This window comes from Limihaloglobus sulfuriphilus (assembly GCF_001999965.1).
Lineage (GTDB): Bacteria > Planctomycetota > Phycisphaerae > Sedimentisphaerales > Sedimentisphaeraceae > Limihaloglobus > Limihaloglobus sulfuriphilus.
The window spans coordinates 1922133-1947095 of record NZ_CP019646.1; the positions used below are offsets into that span (position 1 = coordinate 1922133).

Sequence of the window (24963 nt, forward strand, 5' to 3'; positions counted from 1 at the left end):
TTCCATAATTTACATTCAAATTATTACAGCGATTACTGGTAAAGCCTGTTATCCGCAAATAAAAGCAAATAGCTAAGAGTTGAATTCGTGCCGAACCACTTCGGGCTCATACTTTCTACTCACAAGCGGGGCCGCTTGTCCTGCTTATCCAATTCTTAATTACTCATTTTTGATTTTATCACATAAATCGAACATTTCAAGCGTCAAATCACAACCCGCAAAAGTGCGTAATACTCTGATATACAAATACTTATTAGCCTTAGCCGCTTTAAAAAAAACAAATACCATGCGAATTCCTGCAATCCGAGCGTTGAAATTCTGGTATAATTTATGATTTATGTCATAATTAAATATGAGAGCGGGCCGGGCGGCCGCCGGATGTTTCGGCATCCGGAGGAAAGTCCGGGCAGGACAGGACACGGTGACGGCTAACAGCCGCCCGGGGCGACCCGCGGGAAAGTGCCGCAGAAAATACACAGCCGATGGCCCTTACGGGCACAGGCAATGGTGAAATGGTGCGGTAAGAGCGCACCGCGAATCCGGCAACGGGTTCGGCACGGCAAACCCCACCGCCTGCAAGACCAAGCATGCCGGTGCCTTCGTCCGGGCAATACCGGCGGGTAGGTCGCTTGCCATAAAAGCAGAGCCGGCCGGCAACGGTCGGTCAAGTTAGATGGCCGCCAGATACAGAACCCGGCTTACAGGCCCGCTCTCATTTTTAAAATAGACAGATGCCCTGATTATGGTTGAATATCTTTTTTTAACCGTATAATAAAAACCGTTTAAAACAGGATTCATTTAACGGAGAAACAATGAAATTTACAAAAATGCACGGCCTCGGCAATGACTATGTTTATGTCAACTGCTTCGAGGAAGACGTTATAGACCCTTCATCAATGGCGATAGCTGTCAGCGACCGCAACTTTGGTATCGGCTCAGACGGGCTGATCCTTATCTGCCCGTCAAAACTGGCCGACGTGCGTATGCGTATGTTCAACGCCGACGGCAGCGAATCGCAAATGTGCGGCAACGGCATCCGCTGCGTCGCCAAGTACGTTTTTGACAACAAGATAGCAGAGCCGGGCTCATCGTTTTCAGTTCCAGGCCAGCCGACATTGCCGCATTCACTTACTGTCGAGACCGGCAACGGCATACTCACGCTGGGCATAATGCCCGGTGAAGACGGCCTCGCCGAGCAGATATGTGTCAATATGGGACAGCCGATACTCGAAGCCTCCGAAATCCCGACAACCTTTCATTGCAATCCGTGCGTTGGAGAGGCGATCGAAGCCGGCGGCGAGACTTTCGAGGTTACATGCGTCTCGATGGGAAACCCGCACGCGGTTATTTTCTCCGAAAACCTCGACGAAATTGATCTCGAGAAAATCGGCCCGGCCCTTGAAAACCACCCCGCATTCCCCGAGCGGATAAACGTGCATTTTGTAAAGGCGGAATCGCCCGAAGAGTTTTCCATGATTACCTGGGAACGCGGCTCCGGGATTACCCTTGCCTGCGGAACAGGGGCATGTGCCTGCGGAGTGGCGGCAAGCCTCAACGGCAAATGCAACCGCGCAGTGCTGGCGCATCTGCCCGGCGGCGACCTGATGCTGAACTGGTGCGAAGACGACAACTGTGTCTATATGACCGGCCCTGCAACCACCGTTTATTGCGGCGAGCTGTGCTGAATATCTAATTTTGCGCAAAACCTTAAAAAATCTGTATTTGTGTCTAATTTTAACCGGTGCGGTTCTAACCGGCGGCTGCCGGCAGAGCGGCAGTGATGTATCTGCTGCGCCGGGCAAATCAGACTGGGCGATATCAGAAACCTCCCGCCGGAGGCTCATAAGTCAGCCCAGGGTGCTCTCGGTGGAGAGATGGAACGGTGATTTCGGTATTGTCGTCTCCACAGACCACTACCGCGTTTTTACCACAGAAACTGACCCGCTGTTTCTTGAGCGGCTGCCGGTATTCCTCGAAGCCGTACACGGAGCCTACCAGGACATGCTCGGATACCGGCTCAAAAACCCCAAAACCCTGGATATATACCATTTTGCCTCGCGAGAACAATGGGAAGACTTCACAGAACAGATCACCGGAAGCTCATGGCCCGTATATAAAAACATAAACCGCGGCGCATATTACCTTAACGGAATATGCGTATCATACAATATCGGCAGGACAGAGACACTAAGCGTGCTGGCGCATGAAGGCTGGCACCAGTTCTCCAGGACATATTTCGAATACGCCCTCCCCAGCTGGCTCGATGAGGGGCTTGCGATGCAGTTTGAGTCCTTCGAGTTTGAAAATGGAAGATACATTTTTAACCCCTCAAGAAATATCAACCGGCTCGCCGCCCTGAAAATCTCACTCCAAAACTACTACCGCGGCCGCGGGGGATTTTTTACTATCGGCGAGCTGATAAGCCTCAACCCCGCACAGGTGATAATCCACAAGAATCAGCAGCTCACAGGCTCCTACTACGCCTCGGTTTACGCGCTCGTGCGTTTCCTGAGAGAACACGATTTCGGCAGATACCGTAAAGACTTTACAGACATGCTCAATGACGGGATGCTTGGGAAATGGCCAATCGATGATAATGCGGCGGAGACACTTTCAAACAAAGACGGCAGCGTCTCGTCACAATGGAACAGTGAATTTGCCGGCAAGCTCTTTGAGCGGTATTTCGATATCGACGGCGAAAAGTTGTCTGTAGATTATTTCAATTTCTGCAACGGCCTCACCGCGAATATCAGGTTGTCCAGATAAACCGTCTCAAACACCGCCGCGGCGGCTATAAGGAGTAATAATGTTTTCAGAACATAAATACAAAATTCTGGCAATACTCATCGTTGCCGGCATAATTCACCTTGGAATAAGCGTTTATAACGCCCAGCAATCGTACAAAGACCAGCAGCCGGTTATCGAGCAGCTTATCAGCGATACACTTTCAGAGCATCTTGGCCGGATACGCGGCTACCAGGCGAAATTTTATCCTGCCGCGATGATACTTCGCTGGCCCGCCTCGTTCGAGGTTCAGGGCTCATTCGCACCGCCGATCCCCGAGGAGAAACGTGAAATCGCCGCAAAATCCGGAAAGCCCCGCGACCTTCTTCGGGTAAAGCTGACGGTTGAAATCGATTTGCGAAATAATACTCTCGAAATTACCGCCATGGGCAGGGGTTACGAAATCGGAGACAACTACGCGATTCACTTTGACCCGCAGCCGTATGTGGGCCGGACATACCCGCTCATAAGAGAATATCAGCCCGAATGAGCGAATTACGAGCCATTTTTTGAGAAAGCCGATTTGACGGATGCGGCCGCAATTGCCAACGTAGAGTTAACATGAAAGCCGGTTGTCCTGTAAAAAAACCGGACAATTCAGCAGGATTGTGTTAAACAGGGGTAAAATAAATCAAGAACTTTTTCCGTTTACTGTTATCATATTACTCAAAGAAACAACCCGACTGCGGAAACATGCTTTTCCGCAAGGAATTGTTTAACTGCATTCTTATTAAATGTTTATATCAACGGAGAAATATAATGACCGGCAAAGAACGTGTTATTAAAGCTATTAATTGTGAAAAAGTAGATCGTATTCCCTGGGTGCCTTTTGTTGGCTGCCACGCGGCGTCACTTCTTGGACTTACAGCAACCGATTATTTCAAATCGGCCAAGTTGATCGCCCAGGGAGCTCAAAAAGCCGTCGAAGAATACTCACCCGACGGAATCCCCGTAACTTTCGACCTTCAGATAGAGGCCGAAGTGCTCGGCTGCGGCGTGAAATACGCCGACGACAACCCGCCGGCAGTCGTAAACCACCCTCTGGCTAACGGCACAAAACTTGAAGACCTCAAAATTCCCGGCCCCAACGAAGGCAGAATCAAGGTCGCCATGGACGCGGCGAAAGCCATACGTAAGGCCAACCCGGATATCGCGCTTTACGCAACCATAACCGGCCCGTTCACCCTGGCACTGCATCTTCAGGGCACCGATATCTTTATGAACATGTTCGAGGATCCCGACCATGTTATAAAGCTGATAAACTACTGCACCGGCGTTGCAAAAGCCATGAGCGATTATTATGTTGATGCCGGCTGCGATATCATCGCCGTGGTTGACCCGATGACCAGCCAGATCGGCCCCGATCAGTTCCGCCAGTTTATCAGCCCGGCAGCAACTGAGCTTTTCGAGCACATACGCACCAAAGGAGCAAAAGGCTCTTTCTTCGTCTGCGGCCACGCCCAGCAGAACATCGAGGCGATGTGTGAATGCAAACCTGACAACGTTTCGATTGACGAGAACATCCCTCTGGATTATGTGCGTGATGAATGTGTAAAACGCGGCATCAGTTTCGGCGGAAATCTCCAGCTGACAACGGTACTTCTGCTCGGCAGTGAAATAGACGCACAGAAAGACGCGATACGATGCATTGACCTGGGCGAAGATACAGGATTCATCCTGGCTCCGGGCTGCGACCTGCCATTTGCGACTCCGGTTGAAAATTTAAAGGCCGTTACCGCGGTTGTACAGGATGAATACCAAAGAGATGTTATCAGGACAATGGAAAACACCGCGGGAATGGAAGACATTCTTGACATGTCGCTTTACGGCCAGACCGACAAGGTAATCGTGGACATTGTAACCCTGGATTCCGAGGCATGCGCACCATGCCAGTATATGGTGGACGCCGTTCGCAAGGTCGCACCGCAGTTTGACGGCATAGTTGAATGGCGCGAACATAAGATCAAGAACAAAGAAGCCATTCAATTCATGGCAGCGCTTATGGTCAAGAATATTCCGACAATCTGCATCGACGGAATGATTACATTTGTTTCTCGAATTCCGCCTAAAGATGAGCTGATTAAGGCCATCCAGAACCGAATTAACGAGAAATTCCGACTGAAGATCAAAAACCGCAAGGCTTCTGTTTACCTTCTAAGCCTTACCGATGAAGCAAACTGTGAAAAATGCACAAAGGTCAAAGAAAATATTGAACAGGCCAAACAGGAACTTGGGGCTGATATCGACCTTGAGATAGTAAGCGACAAAGACAAGATACACGAATTCGGGATCGCTGACAACCAGCTCCCCGCTGTTGTAGTGGCTAAATATCAGCTCAAATCCACACATACAGTGCCCGAAGTAATAGTGCTCAAAGAATGGCTAAAAGACGCTGTCTCTTAGTAACTTAATTAAAAAAATCGCGGCTGCCGTCTCCACGTATAATGGAGCCGGAGGCGGCTCCGCGGTTCTAAGCTAACATAATATTAGAGTTTAATATGGCTATACCTATCTGGACATTGACAGGATATCTCGGTGCGGGCAAGACAACCACGCTGAACAAAATGCTGGAAACACCGGCAATTAAGGACAAAAAGTTAGCTCTCATCATCAACGAATTCGGAAAACTTGGAGTTGACGGAAGCCTCGTCAAACCGGGTGATTATGCGAAATATGAAATCAACAAGGGCAGCATCTTCTGCATCTGCACAAAGACGGACTTTATAAAGGCCCTGACCGAAATATCGCAAAGCAGTATAGAAGCCGTCGTGGTAGAAGCCACCGGAATCGCCGAGACCCGCGATATACAAGGATTTATACAAGAACCGTACCTTAAGGGACAGTTCGAAATAAAGGCGAATATATGCATTGTGGACGCGGTAAACTTTACCAAAACCGCACCATTCCTGAAGCCCGTTACCGGCCAGCTTGCCTGGGCGGATCTGGTGGTAATAAACAAGGTTGACCTGATAAACGGAGAGGAGCTTGAAAGACTCAAAGAGATAATTGCAGGATACAACAAAGAAGCACCTGTTGTTACCGCAAGCTACGGAGAGTTCGAACCGTCCGCTCTCGACAACATAAAACACATAGTTCGCGGCGGAGATATGGCTACAGAGCCGCCGGCAGATATTATCGCCGTCGCTGTGAAAAACTCCGCCAGGGCAGACAGGCAAAAGTTCATGTCTCTGATAGATCAGCTTTCGGAAAACATTCTCAGGCTCAAAGGCAACATAGAATTCACAGACAAAAGCAGCTATGTAGAAATTGTGGGCAAGGACTTATTTGAACGCCCCCGCCAGGAGAATCTCTCCCAAGGTTCGGCTTTTACAGTTATAGCCTGGAAACTTGACAAAGAGACTCTCACTGACAGGTTCGGCGAAATATTCAAAGACTGACAAAGCCGATATAATAATAACAGCTTTTATTCAGTTTTTTACCATTGTTAATTGTCAAGAATCTCAAGCATCACGCGGCGGAGACGGTGGTACAATCCGGGCTCTTTTTCGTAATCCAGAGGAGTTCTGACTATTTTGTTTACCAGCTCATCTGCCCTTTCAGAGTCTTTTTCGGCGAGCATATCCAGCAGTGTATAGTCAATAACGCCTTCTCTGAAAGCAACCATCCGCATCGAGCCCCGCAGCCCCTCGGGGCCTGGGTAATACATCCAGTCGTCTCCCGGCGGATGTCCGGGGTTGGTTACGCCTCCGGGCAGCGGGCCGATGGAGCTTTTGTACGGGTCAGCCCCGCGGTAGTTATTAGCCGCCCAGAAAAGATACCCGTCTGCGTTGAGTGAATATACCAGCCAGGGGTAGAGCCGCGAACATGACAGCGGGTCATCAAGATGCCTGTTGGGATAAGGCGGATACGGGCTTGCGCAGTGATAGAACCAGACGCCTTTGCCCTGGCTGCGGCGGTCTTTGGCGAGCCGCTGATAAGATTCCTTTGCAAGGGCATAGTTGAAAACCTGTATGTCTATATAATCAGAATAATCGGCGTTGCCGCAGGCCTCTTTTGTTTTTATCCCCGGCATGTGCTTTTTGGTCAGCTCATACGCCCGGCGGTAATTGGCCATATCCGTCGGCTCATCAAGTATCGCCTGAACATAATATTTATCCCAGCCCCTCTCTTTGAGGTGCGAATAAAGGTGGTCATAGAATACACCAACAAAATCATACCAGTCCTCGAGTGAAGACCCGTCGGTAAAGATATCTATCATCTTTCCTGTAGATTCATCCAGAGCCTTAACATTCTGGGCGGATGCCTTGTGCCCGCCGAATGTGCAGATGCCCTCGAAATACTCAAAACCGCATCTGCGGAAAGTTTCAAACCAGCGGTCAAACATGGTAAAATCAAAGTCGTACGAGCCGTCCTTTTTTAATATTGTCTGTATGTAGTTGACCGTTTCATCTCTATGTGTCATAAGAGAAATTGAAATAGCGTTCTGCCCGAAAGAATGCAGCGTCCTGGCGGAATTTTCTATAAGCTGCCAGTGCCGCGGGCTCCACATCTCCGGAAGCGGCCCATTAGTCAGATTCTTCGGGTCGGCCTTAAACCAGAACACATTGTTGAGCCTGGGGAAACCGTCCAGAATTGTCTTATGCACCCTGAACTCAAAGGGCCGTGAAATGGTTTCACTGCCCGTATCAATCTCTATTTGAGCCTTGTAAATCCCCGGCTCGCAATCACTGTCAATATGTATATCAAGCAGAATCGCCTTGTACATAATCTCGTGCATGTTGTTTTCACGCAGATCGAGAGTGTCCGTCTCAATAAGGGCCTCTGCAAGCTGGAAAGGAGCCTCTCTGGTTATATGCTCCATCCATATCTGCGGCGGTCTTGACGATATTGTCGTGCGAATTCCGCCGTTATTGTTCGCCTCCACCGGCACATGCTTTACCTGATAGGTCTTGATTGTACCGGCAAAGACACTGCCATCCTGCGAAACTGGGGCTGAGACCTTGACCGCGGCATCGATCTTCGCTTTCTCTCGTGACATAGCGGCAAACTGCAAAGGCAGCACCGACCCCTTCGCCGCACTGACCGGCTCGCTCTCAAGCAGCGGCATCGGTGCAATATCCGAAAAAACATGGCTGAGCGAATCTACCTGATGCAGATTCAGCGTATCTGACCAGTATTTCTGTTCAATATCCCACTGCCTCTGGCTCTCGAGCAGCTCTTTTTCCGCTTTCTCAATGATGTAGTTTTTAACCGCATCATAACCGAGGTCGTTTTGCCTTACACTTTCTACCTGTGAGCGGGTGAGAGCAGCAGATGAATCCGTATCGCTTGCAAATATGCGGATACTATCGAGCATACCCTTAAATGGCTGAGAACCCGAGCCGTCACGCGCACCTATTACCAGCGATTCTGCCGGCTTGTCTGAAAGTGTGCCGGCGGAAGATAAAACTTTTTTCTCGCCCGTCCACATCTCGTCCGGGTCTGTATTGACCTGACCGGAATCAGCCGGCTGATAGGCTTCCAGCTCAACAGGATACTGCTGATAACCGTAATAAAAAGCGGCATTTGGGCCGGATTTCAGGCCGTCATAAGTAAACGCGAAAAACACCCACCTGTCATCGGGCAAGAGATTGGGTATGTTTATCCAGCCGCTCCAAATCTGTTTTCTTCTGCCGTCCTGGCCGGTCATCACCAGACCTATCCGCCCCCAGCGGCCGAAAGTTATATAAAAATGACCGGGACAGTTGAGCATAACGGGAACTTCAACGTCTATATCGTCAAAGCTCATCTGACGCCGCATCCAGCCGGTTATGGTAAGCGAGGTTATACCGGAAAGTTCATCGAGAACCCGGTCATCCTCAATGACAATCGGTTTGAAAGATGCCGGGTCTGTAAAATCAAGGCATGAGCCGCCGGATATGCCGTGCTCTGCTTTTATTATGGTATCGGGCACATTTTCTGTCCGGGCGTTAATCGTTATCAGCGGCTCAGGAGTATGGGCTAACGTTGAGCCTAAGCACACTGCCGGCAGGATCAAGCAAGCGATCAGAGCTATTTGGTATTTAAACAGTTTTTGCATGGTTATCTCCATAATATAAATAAATTCACGTTAAGCGGGATTCTCACAGAAATCCCTGAGCGTCTCAACATAGGCCTGAATGTTTTCAAACGGAATATTTGCCATTACAGCGTTGCCCGCGCCGTAAATTGCCCCTCCACGCGGGCTGTAAAACAGCTTTGCCCTTTCACGGATTCCGGCCTTTATCTGCTCGGGCGTGCCGAAGGGTATGAGATTCTGAACATCCATTCCCACCCAGAAGGCTATTTCGCCGCGGTAATTTTCCAGGGTCTTCCGGGCATCCATGCAGCCCACCTGCACGGGGTGAAACACATCGACGCCCGCCTCGATCAGGTCTGAGAGAATATCATAGTTGTTGCCGCAGCTGTGAAGCCAGAAGTCGAGGCTGTTTTTATGAAGTATTTTGGCAAGCTCGGTGTAGAAAGGTTTGTAAATCTGGCGGAACTTATCCGGCGACATGAACAGGCTGGTCTGCATTCCCAAATCGTCGCCCGCCCAGACACCATCGGCTCCGGCATCGCGGCTGCGAACCGCCCATACGCTGTAAAAGCCAAGCAGTGCCTCCATCAGCCGCGTCAGATTGCTTACATTATCGTACATGTCAATGAGCAGGTTTTCTATGCCGCGTAGATACGCGATACGCTGGTGAAAGTAATGCCCCCAGTTCGCCAGTATATACCTGTCGGGAAACTGTTTTCGCAAGAGCTTTATCTCATCCATTGCATCAGGCCTGTTCGGGTCCGGCATATCCTCTATGAACCTATCCAGCTGCGAGTCCCAGTCAGTAATTATCGGGCAGTTGTCTATCGCTGCCGCCGGTTTCTGCTGGCCGCGGCAGGCCCACCGGTAATTTGGGTCATCATTTATGCTGTGCCAGTAATGAATGCCTATATGCGCGGCAAGGACATCATCGGGAAACTCCTCAAGAAGTTTCTCAAACCTGCCGCCGAAATATTCCAGCGTTTCTTCGTTGTGCCACAACGATAAACACCTCGGAGGGTTAGAAGGGCCTTCAAACCTGATTGCTTTTCGGACTTCAGTTCTGTTAAGTAGATTCATATATTTTCTTTATAAACAAATAACATCTAAGCTCCGGCCTGTTTTGATTTTCAGAATTTCAGGCATTTTTATAACTATAAACCCGTCAATCCTCTCAAAATCCATAGCCCGCTGCACCTGGCCGGCCTTGAGCAGGACTTTTTTTATTTTATGCTCCTCAGGCATTTTCAAACGAAGGGTTTTGAGCTCAACGAAGCCGTAATCAACAGTAATTACAGCTTTTAAGCTGCCGCTGAACGTTTGCTGATAAGTGCCCCAACCGGAGTTTGTTACGAAAAACGATACGTGATCATCAAAATCGATGTTCGGCGCGAAACCAAGCGACTTTTCAGGCCCGTTGAAGCTGAATCCCTGATAAGCGGTCAGCACAGACCATATACTTAAAGGCCTGGCATAAAAAAAGCCGCACTCCACATCGCCAAAAGGATTGCCGTTGTAGTCTTTGAGGTAACAATCCTTTCTAAGCCTGCCGTCGTACCTTTTGGCGGCTGTCTTGAGCACCTTATACGGTTCATCTCGCAAGCCGGCATAAATCATCATCGAAGCGGCAGAATACTCAAAACCGCTCATTATTTCATCAGCGTATTTTATATGATTGTCCGGCCTGTCATCACCCGGCCAGGTTGCAATTAACATCCCGCCGTCAGAATCAGCGGCAAATTTTCTGGGGTATTGTTTTATACCCTCAAGTTTATCTTTGAAATTGTATTTAAAAATGGCTCTGGCGGCATTAGTTGTATTCTGTTTGTCGTAAATCCATCCCAAATCCAGCTGAGACGCCCACCACTGCCCCAGCAGCTGGTCTATCGAACTGCCGTTTATGAGTTCTCTGGAACCGCTGTACTTTTGAGCTACCTGCATGTTTTCGACTGCCGCTTCACCTTGAACTGAACTCTCGGGCAGCTGAATATAATACTCCCCATTGAACAGGGCTGAATCCTGATTTTTCGCGGCGGTATCTGCAAGGGCTGAGTACCGGCCGCCCTTTTGGATATCATTGTTTAACTTCGCCATCTTCGAGGAAGCCCGCAGCGCGGCTACATACATCGAACCTATCCACGAGGACGTCCCTGTCATGGACGCATCCAGCGTGTTGTGAGAGAGCCCCTGAAAAAAGCCGTCCTCATCACTGTCCCAGCGTTCTATGACATAATCCATTGCTTTTTCAATATTATCCCAGTTTTGGGCAAGCCATTTGCCGCTGCCGCTGCAGAGATACTCACGATAGCTTGCCAGAACAGCACCAAGCTGGCCGTCAATAGCCGCGTCATAATCCAGTCCGATCCTGAAGGGGATTTTGCCTTCGGGACTCATCGCCCCGAACTCCTGCTGCCTCATATTCCTGCCAGCGGCCTTCCCAGCCGCCGAAGTTGCCGTCTTTGTCGATAAAGCAGGTAGGGCTTGCCGGAACAGCTATTTGAGCATTGATCCTGTTGAGAATATAATTGGGCAGAGAGGTTTTGTAAAACGACTCTACAAATTCGACGCTTTCACAGTTGAGTCTGGTGAAATTGTTCAAGACATATTTCTCCACCGCGGCGCTGTCTTCAAACCAGTTTGCGTACTGCCGGCCCAATCCGTCCCAGCTGCTGCCGTGGCTAAGCATTCCATTGGCGGCATTTGGAAAGTACCAGCTCAGGAACACAGGCACAGAAGCCTTTTCGCCGGGCTCTATTTTGAGATTCATCGACAACATACCTGCCAGTGAAACATACTTGCGTCTAACCCAGGGATAGGGAATTGCCTCAAATTCGAGGAAATCTACGTTTTTGTGTTTGGCAATCTGGTCTTTGACCGCCCCAATATCAGTCCAGTTCGCTGCGCCCGAACAGGCATTTGTGTCCGCGGCGATGGAAAGTGTCATATTACCTGCGCCGTTCCACCCCGGAGGCGTTGCACTGTCCATGTATAGCGTTATCTTACCGTCAGTTTTGCTGATTCGATTGAAAGCTCTCTGGAGTCCGAGGTGCTCTCTGCTGTTTATGGGAGAATCATCCCGGTAGCCGGAAAGGTTTAACTGGCTCGCAAAGAAAGTTATATCTAAAGCATTATCAGATGTGTTTTCAAACTCAAATTCAAAAACGGCACAGGGCAAAGCTGAATCCTTGAGATTGAGCGGTATTTTGGGGTTAAAAGCACTCATAGATACTTTTAGAGGAAGGCCGCTGTATTTATAATCAAATCTGGCAAATGGATATATGCCTCTGAAGCTGACTTTGTCCGCCGGTTGCAAACTTCTGGTTTCATTGGTCTGTATAGCGTAATACGAGCTGCCGCGATCCCGGTTTACCGAAAACCCGAAAAAACTGTCAACAGCGCCGGTCTCTATAGAATTACCCATACAGCTCCAGCGGTGTATCCTGCCCTGTCCGTTCAGTCTGACACTGCCGCCGCCTATTGCTCCAACCACAAAATCCAAAGCCTCCAGACGGTTTTCTTCATAGACATCTGAACTGGCATATAACTGATCAAGGGGAACTTTTAAAGATACACCTTCTGCCTGTGCGGTGATACCAGCTGAAACGAAACAAAGCAAAAAAAATGAGAATGAAATACTTAATCTACTCACGGCCGATACTCCACTGCCGTTTTGTACATGGCTAAAATATTCTCAAGCGGCGCATCGATCTGGATATACGTATGGCCCGGGCCCAGGACATAACCGCCGTCTCTGCCGAGAATATCTATCAGCCTTTTAACCTCGTCACTGACCTGCGCGGGGCTGCCTTTGCATAATATCTGCTGAAGGTCAACGCCGCCGTAAAAGCAGATGTCTTTGCCGAAATCACGTTTCAGGCCCTCGGGCTCCATGCCCGCGGCGCGAATCTGTATCGGCTCAAGCATATCAACGCCGGCCTCTATGATCATCGGCAACAGCGGCCTGACCGCGCCGCAGCAGTGCAGAAGAAACTTTTTGCCGTGTTTGTGGGTTATCTCAACAAATTTCGTCAGGTAGGGCATTACGAATTCACGGAAATCAGCCGGACTGAACAGCGGCGCATCCTGTGAACAGTAATCATCCGCCATATATACAATGTCTATGCCGTCGCCGTGATTTTCAAGCATATTTTCGAGGTATGCCAGACACGGCTGGGTAATCTTTTCAATAAGTTTGGCGGCGTATGAGCGGTTGAGCCCGAAATCCATCATGAGATTTTCCATGCCGCGAACATCAGTAGCGATAAAATACGGGCCGTGGGTAAACACACCGATAACCGCCCTTTCACGATTGGCGGCGGCCTCATCTCGAAAATGACCGAATTTTACCGCATCAGCTCCCGGCACCTGCCAGTTGTCTATGTCCGAAAGGCTGTCTCTGCCGGCAAGCGGGGACTTGTGGATTTCCTGATAGACGCCGCCGGAATAATGGGCGTCTATATACTCCACACCCCATATATTTACTGCCGCACCGTCAGGGCCGCCGGTAGGCTCGGGGAAAAACCCCTGCGGCAGAATCATCCATGTATCACAGCCCAACCTGTCGAAGAGAACCTTCTTTTCAGACGTTTTGAAGTGGCTGTAAAGAAGCTCATAAACCTCTTTTTCGGCGTCAAATGTAATTGCGGTGCGGTCAGCGGTTTTATGCTCGGCCGCCGCTATAACTCTTTGTTTTGAACTGATCATTATGGAGTACTCCCGTAACCTGTATTCTCGAGTGCCTCAAGTAATTCGATTCTCGCATCATAGTAATCCTGCGGCTCTCTGCTGTATTCTACCGGCGAGACGGCAATTTTCCGCATTATCCTATTGGCTGCTTCTTTGTCGGTCTCTGCAAGTTTGCGAAGCATGGCGTTGTCGGCAAGCCCGTCCCTGAATGCCGCCATTCTCATAGAGCCCCGCAGTCCGTCGGGTCCGGGATAGTACATCCAGTTGTCACCGGGGCCGTGGCCGGGATTCTGGCTGCCGCCGGGCAGAGGCCCGATCGATGTCTTGTACGGGTCAGCGCCGCGATATACGTTTACCGCCCACCACAGGTAGCCGTCAGAGTTGCCCAGCCAGGCAAGCCAGGGATATAGCCTCGAGCCGGCGAGCGGATCATCTAGGTGTCTGTTGGGATACGGGGGGTACGGGCTGCAGCAGTGATAAAACCACACGTCTTTGCCGCCGGCTTTTCGCTCGGCAGCAAGCTGCTGGGCATCCGCCCTGAGCAGATTGATATCAAAGACCATTATATCAACAAGGTCTGAGTATTCCGGTTTGGTTTTTATCGCGTCCATTGTCTTTATGCCCGGCATGTGTTCACGTGTGAGCTTTGAAATCCGCTCGTAAAGCCGGGCGTCTTTGGGCTCATCATACTGCTGCTGGACATAAAAGTCCGCCCAGCCCTTTGCCTTGAGATGGGCATAGAGCTTATCATAGAAAACCGGCACGAATTCAAGCCATTCGTCCAGGTCGTATTTCGCAGAGAAAAGCATTTCCGGCTCTTCGTTGAGGCTGTCCCAGATATAAACTCCCTGATAGGCCCTTTTGCCTAAAGCAGATGAGCCGGAGCTTGGCAGCCAGAGGATATGCGAGCCGGCTATCTGGACAAAACCCTTATCAAGAGCCATCTGGAAGTATTCATCGAACAGAGTAAAATCAAAATCGTAGCCATTGTCGGTTTTTAGAGTCCGTATTGGAGCAAACGGGCCGTAATTAAGCAGTGGAATGTTTATACAGTCCTGGCCGAAATCGCGAACCCTGTCCATAGCCCCGCTTAGCATGAGCCAGTACTCATCCGACCACCACTGCAGCGGTTCTTCATACATCAGGTTTTCAGGCTCCGGCATCAGCCAGTGATACGAATGCAGGGGGAAATCATCTTCCAGCGAAACATCGTAAACCTGAAAGCTGAAAGACGATGCCGCCGCCTGCCTGCCGTTATCCTTTAGCTGGAGCTCGCCGCGGTATATGCCCGGCTCAACATCTCGTGAGAGACATACCTCCAGAAGTATCCCGCTGTAAGAATCAGGCTGACTGGCATTCTCTTTGAGGGTTATAGAATCGGACTTTACAAGCACCTCTGCCGCTTTGAACGGTGCCTCGGCGATTAAATACTCCATCCACCGCTGCGGCGGGCGGGTAGTGAGGCTGGTATTTATGCCGCCGTTATTGTTTGCCTCTACCGGCACATGTTCAAGACGGTAAGTCTTTACATATCCGTCAAAAAACTGACCGTTTTCGCCTTCTATGGTGCCTGGTGATATTTCATAAGAAGTGCCGGCCTTTTTCCCGGAAGCAGCGAACTGCAGATATAGCTTTCCGCCCGGATATATACCGAAGGGGCGATTCATTTTGAGCGGCTCTGGCGGGATTGTACTGATTATCCGCTGAAGCGAGCCGACCTGATGCAGGTTCACATCATTGGAGTAGTATTCATCGGTTAAAGCGGCCTTCTTGAGCCTGTCTTTTTCGGCTTGCGCAAGCTCAAGCCGGGCAAGGTTCAGAAGCCACTCTTTGCCCAGATCGTCCTGCCTGATACGTTCTATCATATCCGCAGAAACAGCCGCGTTGTGTGACGGCTTTGCCGAAGCATAAACCCTGATCCCGGATAGCATTCCTTTTAATATTCCGTCCCCCTTTTCGTTATATGCCCCGAAAATCAGCTTTTTGAGATCAGAAGATGCAAGCTCGTCAACACTTATACTTGCGGTAGTATCACAGAATACAGGATATTTTTCTGAGCCGACGTAAAATCTGGCGTTGTTCTCTTTTTTTGCGGTATCGAAGGTAAAGGCAAAAAACACCCACCTGCTGCCCGGGTTGAGATGATTTGTGCTCAGCCAGCTCGAATATATCTGGGGGCCTATTTTGCCGTCTTTGCCGAACATACGCAGCGCCATGCGGCTCCACTGGTCAAACATCAAATGAAAACGTCCAGGGCAGTTCAGCACGTACTGAATATCAGATGCTTGCGAATCGTTAAAATCAAGTTCACGGTTCACCCAGCCTGTTATGGTCAGCGATGTTAGATCGTTAAGGCTGTCTGAGACAAACTCATCTTCAACCGCCGCGGCTTTTGATGTTTTAACAGTACGCCAGAAATCCAGACAGTCAGTGCCTGCCGGCCCGGCTGAACGCAGAACTTCGGCATTATCCAGAGAGCTTTCATGCCGGCCGTTCCATTTCAGAGACGCATTCTTGCCTGCAACATTAAGCCGTAAAGCCGGCTGCGGCAGCGGCTTTTGTGCGGAGACAAGTTTTAGAGTGCCAAACTTCTCCGGCAAATGAAAAGCCGGTTCCTCTGTATTTGTGGGATTCAACGCCGTATAACGGCGGATATCCTTGTATTCTTCCAAGTCTCCGGATATGCGGTAAAAGTTTGCGTGAAAAACCTTTCCTGGTTCAATCGGGGTGCTTGCTATAGTTTCCATCGGTATTTTGAGCTGGCATATCCACTGTTTTGAAGCGTTTAAGACCTCAACTCTGGCCTGCCAGAGCGAAGTCCAACCGGTTTCAAAATCATTTCCCTTTGGCAGGTTCTTATCGTGGCGAATGTCTATCTTCCTGCCGTCCGGGCCGCAGACAAACTCAAAGTATTTTTTTATGTCGGGGCCGTCGCCGATAAATATTTCGCAGGCATCATAGTTCCACACGCCCCAGCAGTCGCCGTTTTCATCACAACTTACGTTCCGCGATGGAACTAAGGTGTCAAAATTCGCTCTAAAAAGAACATACAGATAATTATCCGTCCACAGCGACTTGATACTCGTGTGCCAGTGAGACTCTACAGGATTCCCCTGCCAGTCATTTTCTATAATGTAAGCCTGCTCCGCGGCACTCCACGGACCGCCGGCCACATCGGATGTGAGCATAAAGTCATCTTCTATGCGGCAGGATTCCACTTCAATTGCGGATAAAATCGAAGATAGTCCAAGCAAAAATAGAATTACTGTTTTTAAACCCATGTTTAAATTCCTCGTTATTTATGTTTCTGCAGGTTTTAAGAAAGCCGGTTTTAAATTTCTTTGAATTTTTCCCACTCTTGAATATTACAGAGCACGGGCGGCGGCATCTCATTTATCCACTGCCTGAATATACCCTTAAGCTCCTCTACAAGTTCGGGGTACTCCGCGATAACGTTGTTCTGTTCCTCAATATCATCTGCAAGGTTATACAGTTCAGGCTCACCAGAGCTGGGGTCTATCAGTTTCCAGTCGCCTTTACGGACATACCAGCCCGCCGGCAGTATATCCCAATGACTTACCCCAAGTTCTTTGGCCTTTTTCTTGTATTGACCTAACCTTATGCTGTAGCGGCCGTTAGGCCCTGCCCAGCAGAGACTTTCGCGCTGAGTCTGTTTTCTGCCGGTTAATACCGGCAAGAGGCTCTTGCCGTCCAACTTCAGGGATTTGGGAGGCGAGATTTCTGCCGCGTCAAGAATTGTGGGCAGAATATCCATTACGCTTGCCATTTGGTCAAAGCTCACGCCTTGAGGAAGCCTTCCCGGCCAGCGGGCAATCAGGGGTGCCCTGATGCCACCCTCGTAATATTGGCGTTTATAACCTTTGAGATTTCCGTTTGAGGGCAGCGGATGCCCGAAAGGTGCCCCGTTGTCACTGGCGAACAAGACAAGAGTGTCTTTATCAATGTTGAGTTTTTTCAGATGCTCCATAACATCCCCGATGCCCTTGTCCATTGCGTGGATTGTTCCCGCGATATTGTTCATCGTCTCGTTTCCAAGGTCAAACGGCTCGAGATATTCTTGCGGCGGCCGTGCGATAGGCCCATGCGGGGCATTATAAGCCAGGTAAAGGAAAAACGGTTTGTTGCTGCCGCTGCTATTGTCAATATATTTAATCGCCTCTTTTGTAAGCTGATCGGTCAGATATCCTTCTGGTTCTGCGCCGAAGGTTCTGCCGCTCCATAAGTCCTTTGAGTCGTAATAGGTAGTTTCAGCGGCATCAAAACCCCAGAAATGATCAAAACCCTGGCTCATAGGGTGTTTTTCGGGAACAAAATTAAATTCACTGGCTCCTTTTTCCCGTTTGCGGCCCAGATGCCACTTGCCGACCAGTGCCGTATTATATCCGTTATCCTTCAGCAAGTGCACCAGGGAGTATTCCTGGTCAGGGAAACCATCATAATAAATGTCTCCGTTGCGGTATATACCGCTGCGCTGCGGGTAGCGCCCACTCATCAGAGCCGCCCGCGAGGGAGCACATGAAGGGGCCATGTGGATATTAGTCATCCTGACTCCCGCGGAGGCAATCTTGTCGATATTTGGAGTGCATTTCAAGGCGGCCTCAAGGGCTTTGTCCAGATCGTAACCGCATGCCCGGGCATGTTCCAGACCTTCCTGCGGAAGTGTGTCCCGGGTCCAGGTATCCTCGTAGCAGCTCACCTCCGCCCTGCCAAGGTCATCGGCAAGTATCAAAATGACATTGGGTTTTCTTTGATTTTGGGCGAAACTTTTCGCAAAGCCCGAACATCCGGCCAGCATTGCCGAGCCGCACGCAAGTGCGCCAAAGCCGGCAAGTCCGAGAAAATCTCTGCGATTGCATAAAGTCCTGTCAGAAATGTTTTTACTCATGATTAACCTTTGTCTGAATCAATATTTACCAGCAGGTGGTTTTCTTTAAGAGTCTTGAAAAGCGTTCTTAAATCAAACAAACTGCCTATAAAGAACCATATTGCAACCGGAATGCTGTAGCCGAACACAATAAAGGAATACCACTTCCAGAATGTAATCCAGCTCTGAGCGGATATTTCATGCGTTCTGCTGTACCATCCGCCGATTGCAAGCGAAACAAGAAGAACAATCGTTATAACTGTAATCAACATTTCAAACCATGTATATTTAACCTTATCCGGGTGTTTTTCCCACAGATGCGGTTTACGGTTTAACAGCTCTTCAAGATCATAGGGTTTCTTATACGTTAAAAAAGATATTATAACAAAGATTATTATCGCGCACAAGGATGCCATAACCGAAAGCCATAATCCGTTTAGCCAGTGCGGCCACCAAGGCATTTTCGAACACTGCTGCTGCACAATAATAGATATTATTGCAAGCGATGAGCCTGTTATCATTGCCGCCCAGGCGCCCTTTTCAGTTGCCTTTCGCCAATAGATTCCTCCCAGAATAACCGCACCTGCCCCGCCGGTATAGATGGAGCCTGTTATCGCAAAATACATCCATATATAATCGCTCTGCTTCCAGACAAGGCTGAAGAAATAAACAAAAACTGCAACGCCGGCAACCGACCAGCGAAGGAACCTGAGCCGAGATTCGTTTGACAGCGGTTTACGCCTTAACGGAGCTATAACATCCTGAGTAAGTACGCCGCCCCAGCTGAGAAAATAGGTATCCAGAGTGCTTATCGAGGCAGCCACCATGCCGGCTACGAAAAGACCCTTGATTCCAGCGGGGAGTATGTAGGAAAGAAATATCGGCACAGCCATTTCGGACTGAACCTTGGTGTTTGGTATATTCTGAATAGTGGCCTGTATTTTTGCCGCCATATCGGCGAACTGCGGGCTGTTCATGAACGCAAAACATGCGACTGATGCAAATATAAGCCCCATGTTAGCTCCCTGGCGTATATAGCTGAGTATCCACATCATCTTTGCCTCGCGTGCCTGGGTGGCTGACTGTGCGCGGCCGCTGCCGGGAGCCCAGCTAAGTACATTATAAAACGCCCTGAAAGAGAAAAGCACGAAATACCAAAGTCCAAACGCGTTGGCGGTTGTCGGCATATACGGATCCAGCATGGGCCGTGTGTCTTTTTGAGCAAGAATTGCCGCGGATATATCGTCCCAGTTGACAATCCGGTAAACGGCAATACCTACAGCTATATACATAGCCATAATAACTGACCACTGCATGAAATCGGTTATTATCAAAGATATCTGTCCGCCTTTAAACGCGAGAAGAAGCGAAATTGCTACAAGCAGACCTGTTGTCACCCATACTGTCTTGAATGTAATGCCGGCAAAGTCAAAGTAAACGGGAAGATTGCAGATATACATTATAAATCTGCCGGTTACTATAGGGAATATGCCCATATTCAAAACACCCGAGATAAAACATAAAACACCGCAGAAAACTCTCAACCGGCGGCTGTATCGTTTCTCGAGCAGCTCATTGAGTGTCATAGCCCGTGTTTCGCGCAATCTGTAAATGCCCCAGCCGGTTACGGATATAAGCAGATAAACCACCACTGTAACTATCATCGTCCACCATGCTACCGGCCCGCCGACATACGCGGCCTGTAGAAAAGCGATAAGCGATATAGCTCCCATACTCGCCGCTTCTCCGGCGGTTGCGCCGAGATATTTGCCGCAGCCCCTGCCGGCAACGAGAAAATCCGCCGCGTTTTTTACGTATTTCTGGCTCCAGATACCGAAAAAGATTATTATCCCAACAAGACCTGCAACAATTGCCCATTCAAAGCCGGCCATATTCTCTCCTTATGAGTTTATCATTTCTCTGGTGATTTTTTTGCCTAAGAGGAAGAATTTTCTGTCCGGATACCACAACATCCGTTCACCGTTAAAAACTGTCATGCTCGGATAGCTGCCTATCTCATTAGACGCTTTGGGGCTTACTATTACTCCGTCTGTATCAAAAAGCTCTTTGGGCTTTGAGAACCACAGCGGCTGATCAGCCTGCGGGTTGAACTCACCTATTGAATAAACCATGGGCCTGCGATTTGTAAACATGCTCATTCCCGCAGGCAGAGGTTTTCCATTTCGAATGTAATCAGCGTAAAAACTGTTATTGCAGTATAAAAGGATGTACTTTCCATCTTCCAGCGGATACAGCGGGCAGCAGTTCAGGGGGTTTTTAACAGCTTCGCCGCCGTCGCGATAAAGCAGCGGCCTGGCAGCAGTCCAGCTGCAGCAGTCATCTTCTGATACGCTGTACCAGATATTGCCGGTAATCGTCCTCATTACGCTGAAAATCCGCCCGTCGGGCAGCAGAACGGGAGCCGGTTCTGAACAATGCCGCTCAGAAACATCTGCCGGCATCTCAATAGAATTTCCAATCGAAGAAAGGTATGTGATTTGAATATCTTCAATTTCCGGAGCATCATCAATATTATCAAAGGCCATAAAACGGCAGCAGCTTTTCGGGCAATCTGATCCATTATAGGTATAACCGACAACTACGCGGCCGTTTTTATCTTTAATCGGTTTTTGCCAGACAATTATCTCACCCAGGGGCATCTTGCTGCCGTCTTTGGATTTAAAACAATCCTCAAGCTCAATTCTTCCGGCACGATTCCAGGTGTAACCGTTATCATCAGATATATGACAGCCGAGTACGCCGCTTGCGCCGCCGAGCTTTCCTTTGGGAGTCTCGCAGTAGAAACAGTATATCCGGCCGGTTTTTGACGCGACCAGCGGAAATCCCCAGCTGGCCTGGTTCTCGTCCGTATCCTTGTGTGTGCCGGTGATCCAAACGGGATCGCTGAATTTTACTCCGTCGCTGCTCCGAGATATAACGATGTGGTTGTCACCGGAGGGCTCCATTGACCCCTGTGTCCACATTGCCAGCAGCTCCCGGCTTTTGGGGGCGTTGAATACGAGAAAATGTTCGTTGTCGCCGTCATTGTGGCCCTCGCCCTCTTTGGGAATATACACAACCGCATCGGGTTTAGAACGCAGATGCTCATTGTTGCTGATATGGCCTATTTCGATATACTGATTTTCCTCGTCGGGGTTTTTGCAGAAAAGCTGCGTATCAATATCACCGTTGGTCATGAACCCGGTCTTTACCCAGCCGTCACGGAACGGCTTTCCGTCAGCATGGCACAAGCCGGCATAGAAACTCTTATCGTCTTGAGGCGAGTAATCCAGCCTGAGCATAAGCAGGTTCCAGCCGTGGACAAGATCAATGTCAAAATTTGCGCTATCAGACGAAAACATAGTCCCGCGTATCTGACGGCCGTTAAGAAACAATTGCATATCACCCTGATGACCGGCCGCGAGAATGCATTTATGCTGTTTGCGGCTGTAAACATAGGTGGCAAGATAAATGCTGTAAGCCCCATCCGCCTCGGCGATTGAGTTGTCTATGATGCCTGTTTCTTCCGGGACAAGTGTAACATCTTCCCATTCTACTGCCCCGTTGAGACCTTTGTAAGAACCATTGGGGTTGGTTTTGTCCAAAGGCATATCAGCGTTGAGCTCAGAAGCAAAAGGCCCTATTCTCATCCACCTTGGCACAACAATTCGGGTTTTGTCAAAAAGGCTTATCTCGCCGGAACCGCAAAGTAGTCCTCCAAAAAGTTTTTTTTGTAATAATTTATTGTAAGCTGTTTTGTACATTTTGTTAATCTTTATTTAAATGATCAAGTTTTTCAAGCAGTTTTGCTCTTAAAAGGTGATATTTGGCGAATTGGCCGCGGCTGTGCTCGTTGAGACTTGAAACTACCTGATTGAGCATCGCAGAGGCTAAGTCCTGGTCGATATCTGAAAGCATCCTGAGCAGCTCATTGTCTGTCATACCGTCGCGAAAATTCAGCACCCTCATTGACGGGATAAGGCCATCGGTCGAGGGATAATAACGCCAGTTGTCGCCGGGAGGGTGCCCAAAATCAGTCACGGGCTGACCGTCCCAGGTTGGCCCAATTGAATACAGGTAAGGATCCCTGCCGCGGTAGCGGTTTGCCGCCCAGTGTATCAGCCCCGTAGCATTGTACTTATGACATATAAGCGGATAAACTCTTGAAGACGTCAGATAATGATCGAGCTGTGCCGCGTTTGGGCCGGGAGCCAACGGCTTGCAGAAGTAATACATCCAGTTTTTCTGCCCCTGCTCAAGCCGGCTGTTTACCAGATCCTGGTGGTCATCAATTAATGTTGTGCCAAAGATAAATATGTCTGTATTTGGTGAATAAAGATTCGGGTCCGTGCCCCAGGAGTGAATGGCATCCAGCGTTTCCACTTCCGGCATATATGTTTTAACAAGGGTATAGCCCTGTAAAAGTCTTTCAATATCGTTAGGCTCATCCATAACGTGCTGTTTAAACATTGCAGTCCAGGATTTATCCTGAAGATGGGCATATAAACTCTCTAAAGCAAAACGAAGAAAACGAGAATATTCACTGAATGAAGCAGTTTTGGGAACAAGAGTCAGCTCACGCGACTGCAGCTCACTGTAGCAGACAATGTCATCAGTGGGCGAAAGTGTCTGACGATTAAATAAGTGCTGACCCTCAAACAGCTTAAAACCCATCTCTTTAAATGTAAGAATCCATCTGTCAAACCTCGTATAATCAAATTCAAGCTGTCCTGTGGAATTTAAAGTTATCTGAATTGCCGGGTTTTCACCCAGAAAAAGAGGTGTAAATATGACATTCTCCCCGAATTTTCGCTGAACAGCGGCTGAGTTTTCCAGCAGCTGCCAGTGCCTTTCTGACCAGTATTCGGGAATATAAGTATTGTAACAGAGATTTTTTGGCTGCGGGTCTAACCAGCTGTCAAGATACATTGTGTAACTGCTTGAATCAACAACTGTATTGTGAACCGCAAAGTACACACTTGCAATATTTCTGCCGGCGGCTGTCTCGAAGTTGACTCGTGCATTATAAAGACCGGCGGGCGCATCTAATGGTACCAGAATATCCAGAACAGCCGCGTTGTTGCGTGAGTGGTCAATAGTTATGACGTTTACCGGCTTGAGAGCCTCGGAAAATTCATACGGGGCCTGACGCACGAGATATTGCAATACTGACGGGTCAGGCGGATTTGTTGGATGGCTCTCACCGCAGTCATTGCTGTTAGCCTCAACTGGGATCATAACTCCCTGCATGAAGGTATGCTCCGGTTCCATGCCCTTGCCGGTGAGGCTGTGCTGCACTGACATTAAACCCGGCCGGCATAATTGATTTGTATCTGAATTTAGGGCAAACTGAAACGACACGTGAGAGCCCCGAGGAACATGATAGAGGACATCTTGAGACTTAGGCCTCGGCTCCCAGTCTGTAAAGATCCTGTCCATTATATCAACTTCCAATATTTCAAGAGAATCATCTTTTGTTTTCTGCCAGTTCTTACTTAAAATGCCGTAATCAACCGCGTTTACATTTCTATCTGCATTTATATCCCCGGCGGTAAACGCTCCCGCAAGAGTAGTCTTTAGCCAGTTAAAACCAAAAGCAAAAAGATCATACAGATTCACGCTGCCGCTGAGGTCAATGTCGCCGCCTATATAAGCATCGAACGGATTATAATACTCTGTTAGATCGCTCTGGCGTATCTGCTCAATCTGGTCGATCGACATTACCGCTGATGAATCATTTGCGGAAAAAATGCGAAGCTCATCAAGGTACATACCCATAAAAAACGTTGTTTCAAGGGTACCGGGATCATACCATGTATTCAAAGCAAAAATGCAGGGCTCGGCGGCTTGAGGTGAAATTATCGGCAAAGCTCCGGAGCTGTTATCAAAGGAATCTATAATTTCTACAGGCTCTGTTTCACTGCCCGCGTAGAACCTTATTTTGCCGGCCTGGGCGTCGAGTGAAATTGCCAGAAAACGCCATTGGCCATAGCTGGCCAGCTCTTTTCCGCCATAAAACGTACCTGTGTTATCAGATGTACTGCCGTAATAGAGATAAACCTTACCGTCTGTCCTCCACCTTGGCGATATAATAAAATTATTCATACCTCTGTAGTGCCAGATATATCCATTACGATATTCTGAGCCGGCGTTAGTGCCGCTGCCCTTTATCCACATTGTGGTAGTGAAACTCTTTGCAGAGCTCAATGCCGCAGCGGCCGAGCCGGTATAGGTAGCAACCTGCATACGTGCAGAAAGTGACTCATTTGTCAAATCCTGACACGAGCCTCGAACACCTGCAGCAGATATCGACGGAACGAGCGCGTTATCCCCAGAAGCAAATTCAACCATATCCGCCCCGTAATCTCCATTAACCATGTACGGAGCTGTTTTATGGTCGAATGAGAGATAAATATCCGGCTCCAGAGCCAGAATACCGGCGTTTACAAGGGTAATAACCGCCAAAAAAGTAACTTTCTTTTGAAGCATTGAATTTCCAGAAGGACTCATTTGGTATTAGTTGAATTAACAGGAACATAAGTAAGGGCGGCCATGGTTTTAGCTCACAGCCGCCCTGCTGTAGTTTAAT

15 protein-coding genes and 1 other RNA gene are annotated in these 24963 nt (G+C 48.9%); 6 read left to right on the forward strand and 10 right to left on the reverse strand.

The genetic code is table 11. The features are described from left to right. The first annotated feature begins 355 nt into the window (after window positions 1-355). From rnpB to SMSP2_RS07245, 6 genes are all read left to right on the forward strand, one after another. Window positions 356-717, forward strand: an RNA gene (gene rnpB, locus SMSP2_RS07220) — RNase P RNA component class A. Window positions 718-812: 95 nt separating this feature from the next. Then, window positions 813-1685, forward strand: a complete 873-nt coding sequence (gene dapF / locus SMSP2_RS07225) for a diaminopimelate epimerase (RefSeq protein ID WP_146683312.1) — start codon at window positions 813-815, stop codon at window positions 1683-1685. 37 nt (window positions 1686-1722) lie between these two features. Continuing rightward, entirely contained in the window at window positions 1723-2766 is a 1044-nt protein-coding gene (locus tag SMSP2_RS07230) for a hypothetical protein (protein ID WP_146683313.1), read from the forward strand. 40 nt (window positions 2767-2806) lie between these two features. Continuing rightward, window positions 2807-3274, forward strand: coding sequence for a hypothetical protein (locus SMSP2_RS07235; protein ID WP_146683314.1), 468 nt, complete (start codon window positions 2807-2809; stop codon window positions 3272-3274). 269 nt (window positions 3275-3543) lie between these two features. Continuing rightward, window positions 3544-5187: a uroporphyrinogen decarboxylase family protein gene (locus tag SMSP2_RS07240; protein ID WP_186804914.1), complete on the forward strand. Its 1644-nt coding sequence runs from the start codon at window positions 3544-3546 to the stop codon at window positions 5185-5187. A gap of 95 nt (window positions 5188-5282) precedes the next feature. Further along, the gene (locus SMSP2_RS07245) at window positions 5283-6182 is read left to right on the forward strand and encodes a CobW family GTP-binding protein (protein WP_146683316.1); all 900 of its coding nucleotides are present in this window, start codon (window positions 5283-5285) and stop codon (window positions 6180-6182) included. Between the two features lie 47 nt (window positions 6183-6229). Here the strand turns inward: SMSP2_RS07245 and SMSP2_RS07250 are convergent, their stop codons facing one another. Genes SMSP2_RS07250 through SMSP2_RS07295 form a run of 10 tightly spaced genes read right to left on the reverse strand, consistent with a single transcriptional unit; the run spans window position 6230 to window position 24863 of the window. Further along, window positions 6230-8824 (reverse strand): DUF4091 domain-containing protein, encoded by a 2595-nt coding sequence (locus SMSP2_RS07250; RefSeq protein ID WP_186804915.1) that lies wholly within the window; start codon window positions 8822-8824, stop codon window positions 6230-6232. A 30-nt stretch (window positions 8825-8854) separates the two neighbouring features. Then, window positions 8855-9883, reverse strand: a complete 1029-nt coding sequence (locus tag SMSP2_RS07255) for a uroporphyrinogen decarboxylase family protein (RefSeq protein ID WP_146683318.1) — start codon at window positions 9881-9883, stop codon at window positions 8855-8857. 9 nt (window positions 9884-9892) lie between these two features. After that, entirely contained in the window at window positions 9893-11221 is a 1329-nt protein-coding gene (locus tag SMSP2_RS07260) for a GH116 family glycosyl hydrolase (RefSeq protein ID WP_146683319.1), read from the reverse strand. Further along, window positions 11151-12452, reverse strand: coding sequence for a GH116 family glycosyl-hydrolase (locus tag SMSP2_RS07265; protein WP_146683320.1), 1302 nt, complete (start codon window positions 12450-12452; stop codon window positions 11151-11153). Before SMSP2_RS07265 ends, SMSP2_RS07260 begins: the two co-directional genes overlap by 71 nt. Continuing rightward, a complete protein-coding gene (locus tag SMSP2_RS07270) occupies window positions 12449-13507 on the reverse strand; it encodes a uroporphyrinogen decarboxylase family protein (protein WP_146683321.1) in 1059 nt (352 codons plus the stop codon). The genes SMSP2_RS07265 and SMSP2_RS07270 overlap by 4 nt, the downstream gene beginning before the upstream one ends. Beyond that, on the reverse strand, window positions 13507-16770 hold the full coding sequence (locus SMSP2_RS07275; protein WP_146683322.1) for a carbohydrate-binding family 9-like protein: 3264 nt from the start codon (window positions 16768-16770) through the stop codon (window positions 13507-13509). Before SMSP2_RS07275 ends, SMSP2_RS07270 begins: the two co-directional genes overlap by 1 nt. A 50-nt stretch (window positions 16771-16820) precedes the next feature. Further along, window positions 16821-18395 (reverse strand): sulfatase family protein, encoded by a 1575-nt coding sequence (locus SMSP2_RS07280; protein ID WP_146683323.1) that lies wholly within the window; start codon window positions 18393-18395, stop codon window positions 16821-16823. 2 nt (window positions 18396-18397) lie between these two features. After that, window positions 18398-20266, reverse strand: coding sequence for a sodium:solute symporter family protein (locus tag SMSP2_RS07285; protein ID WP_146683324.1), 1869 nt, complete (start codon window positions 20264-20266; stop codon window positions 18398-18400). A gap of 9 nt (window positions 20267-20275) precedes the next feature. Then, window positions 20276-22138 carry a sialidase family protein gene (locus SMSP2_RS07290; RefSeq protein WP_146683325.1) on the reverse strand — a complete coding sequence of 621 codons (1863 nt, stop codon included), beginning with the start codon at window positions 22136-22138 and terminating at the stop codon, window positions 20276-20278. Window positions 22139-22142: 4 nt separating this feature from the next. Beyond that, window positions 22143-24863 (reverse strand): glycoside hydrolase domain-containing protein, encoded by a 2721-nt coding sequence (locus tag SMSP2_RS07295; protein WP_186804632.1) that lies wholly within the window; start codon window positions 24861-24863, stop codon window positions 22143-22145. Window positions 24864-24963: the final 100 nt, after the last annotated feature.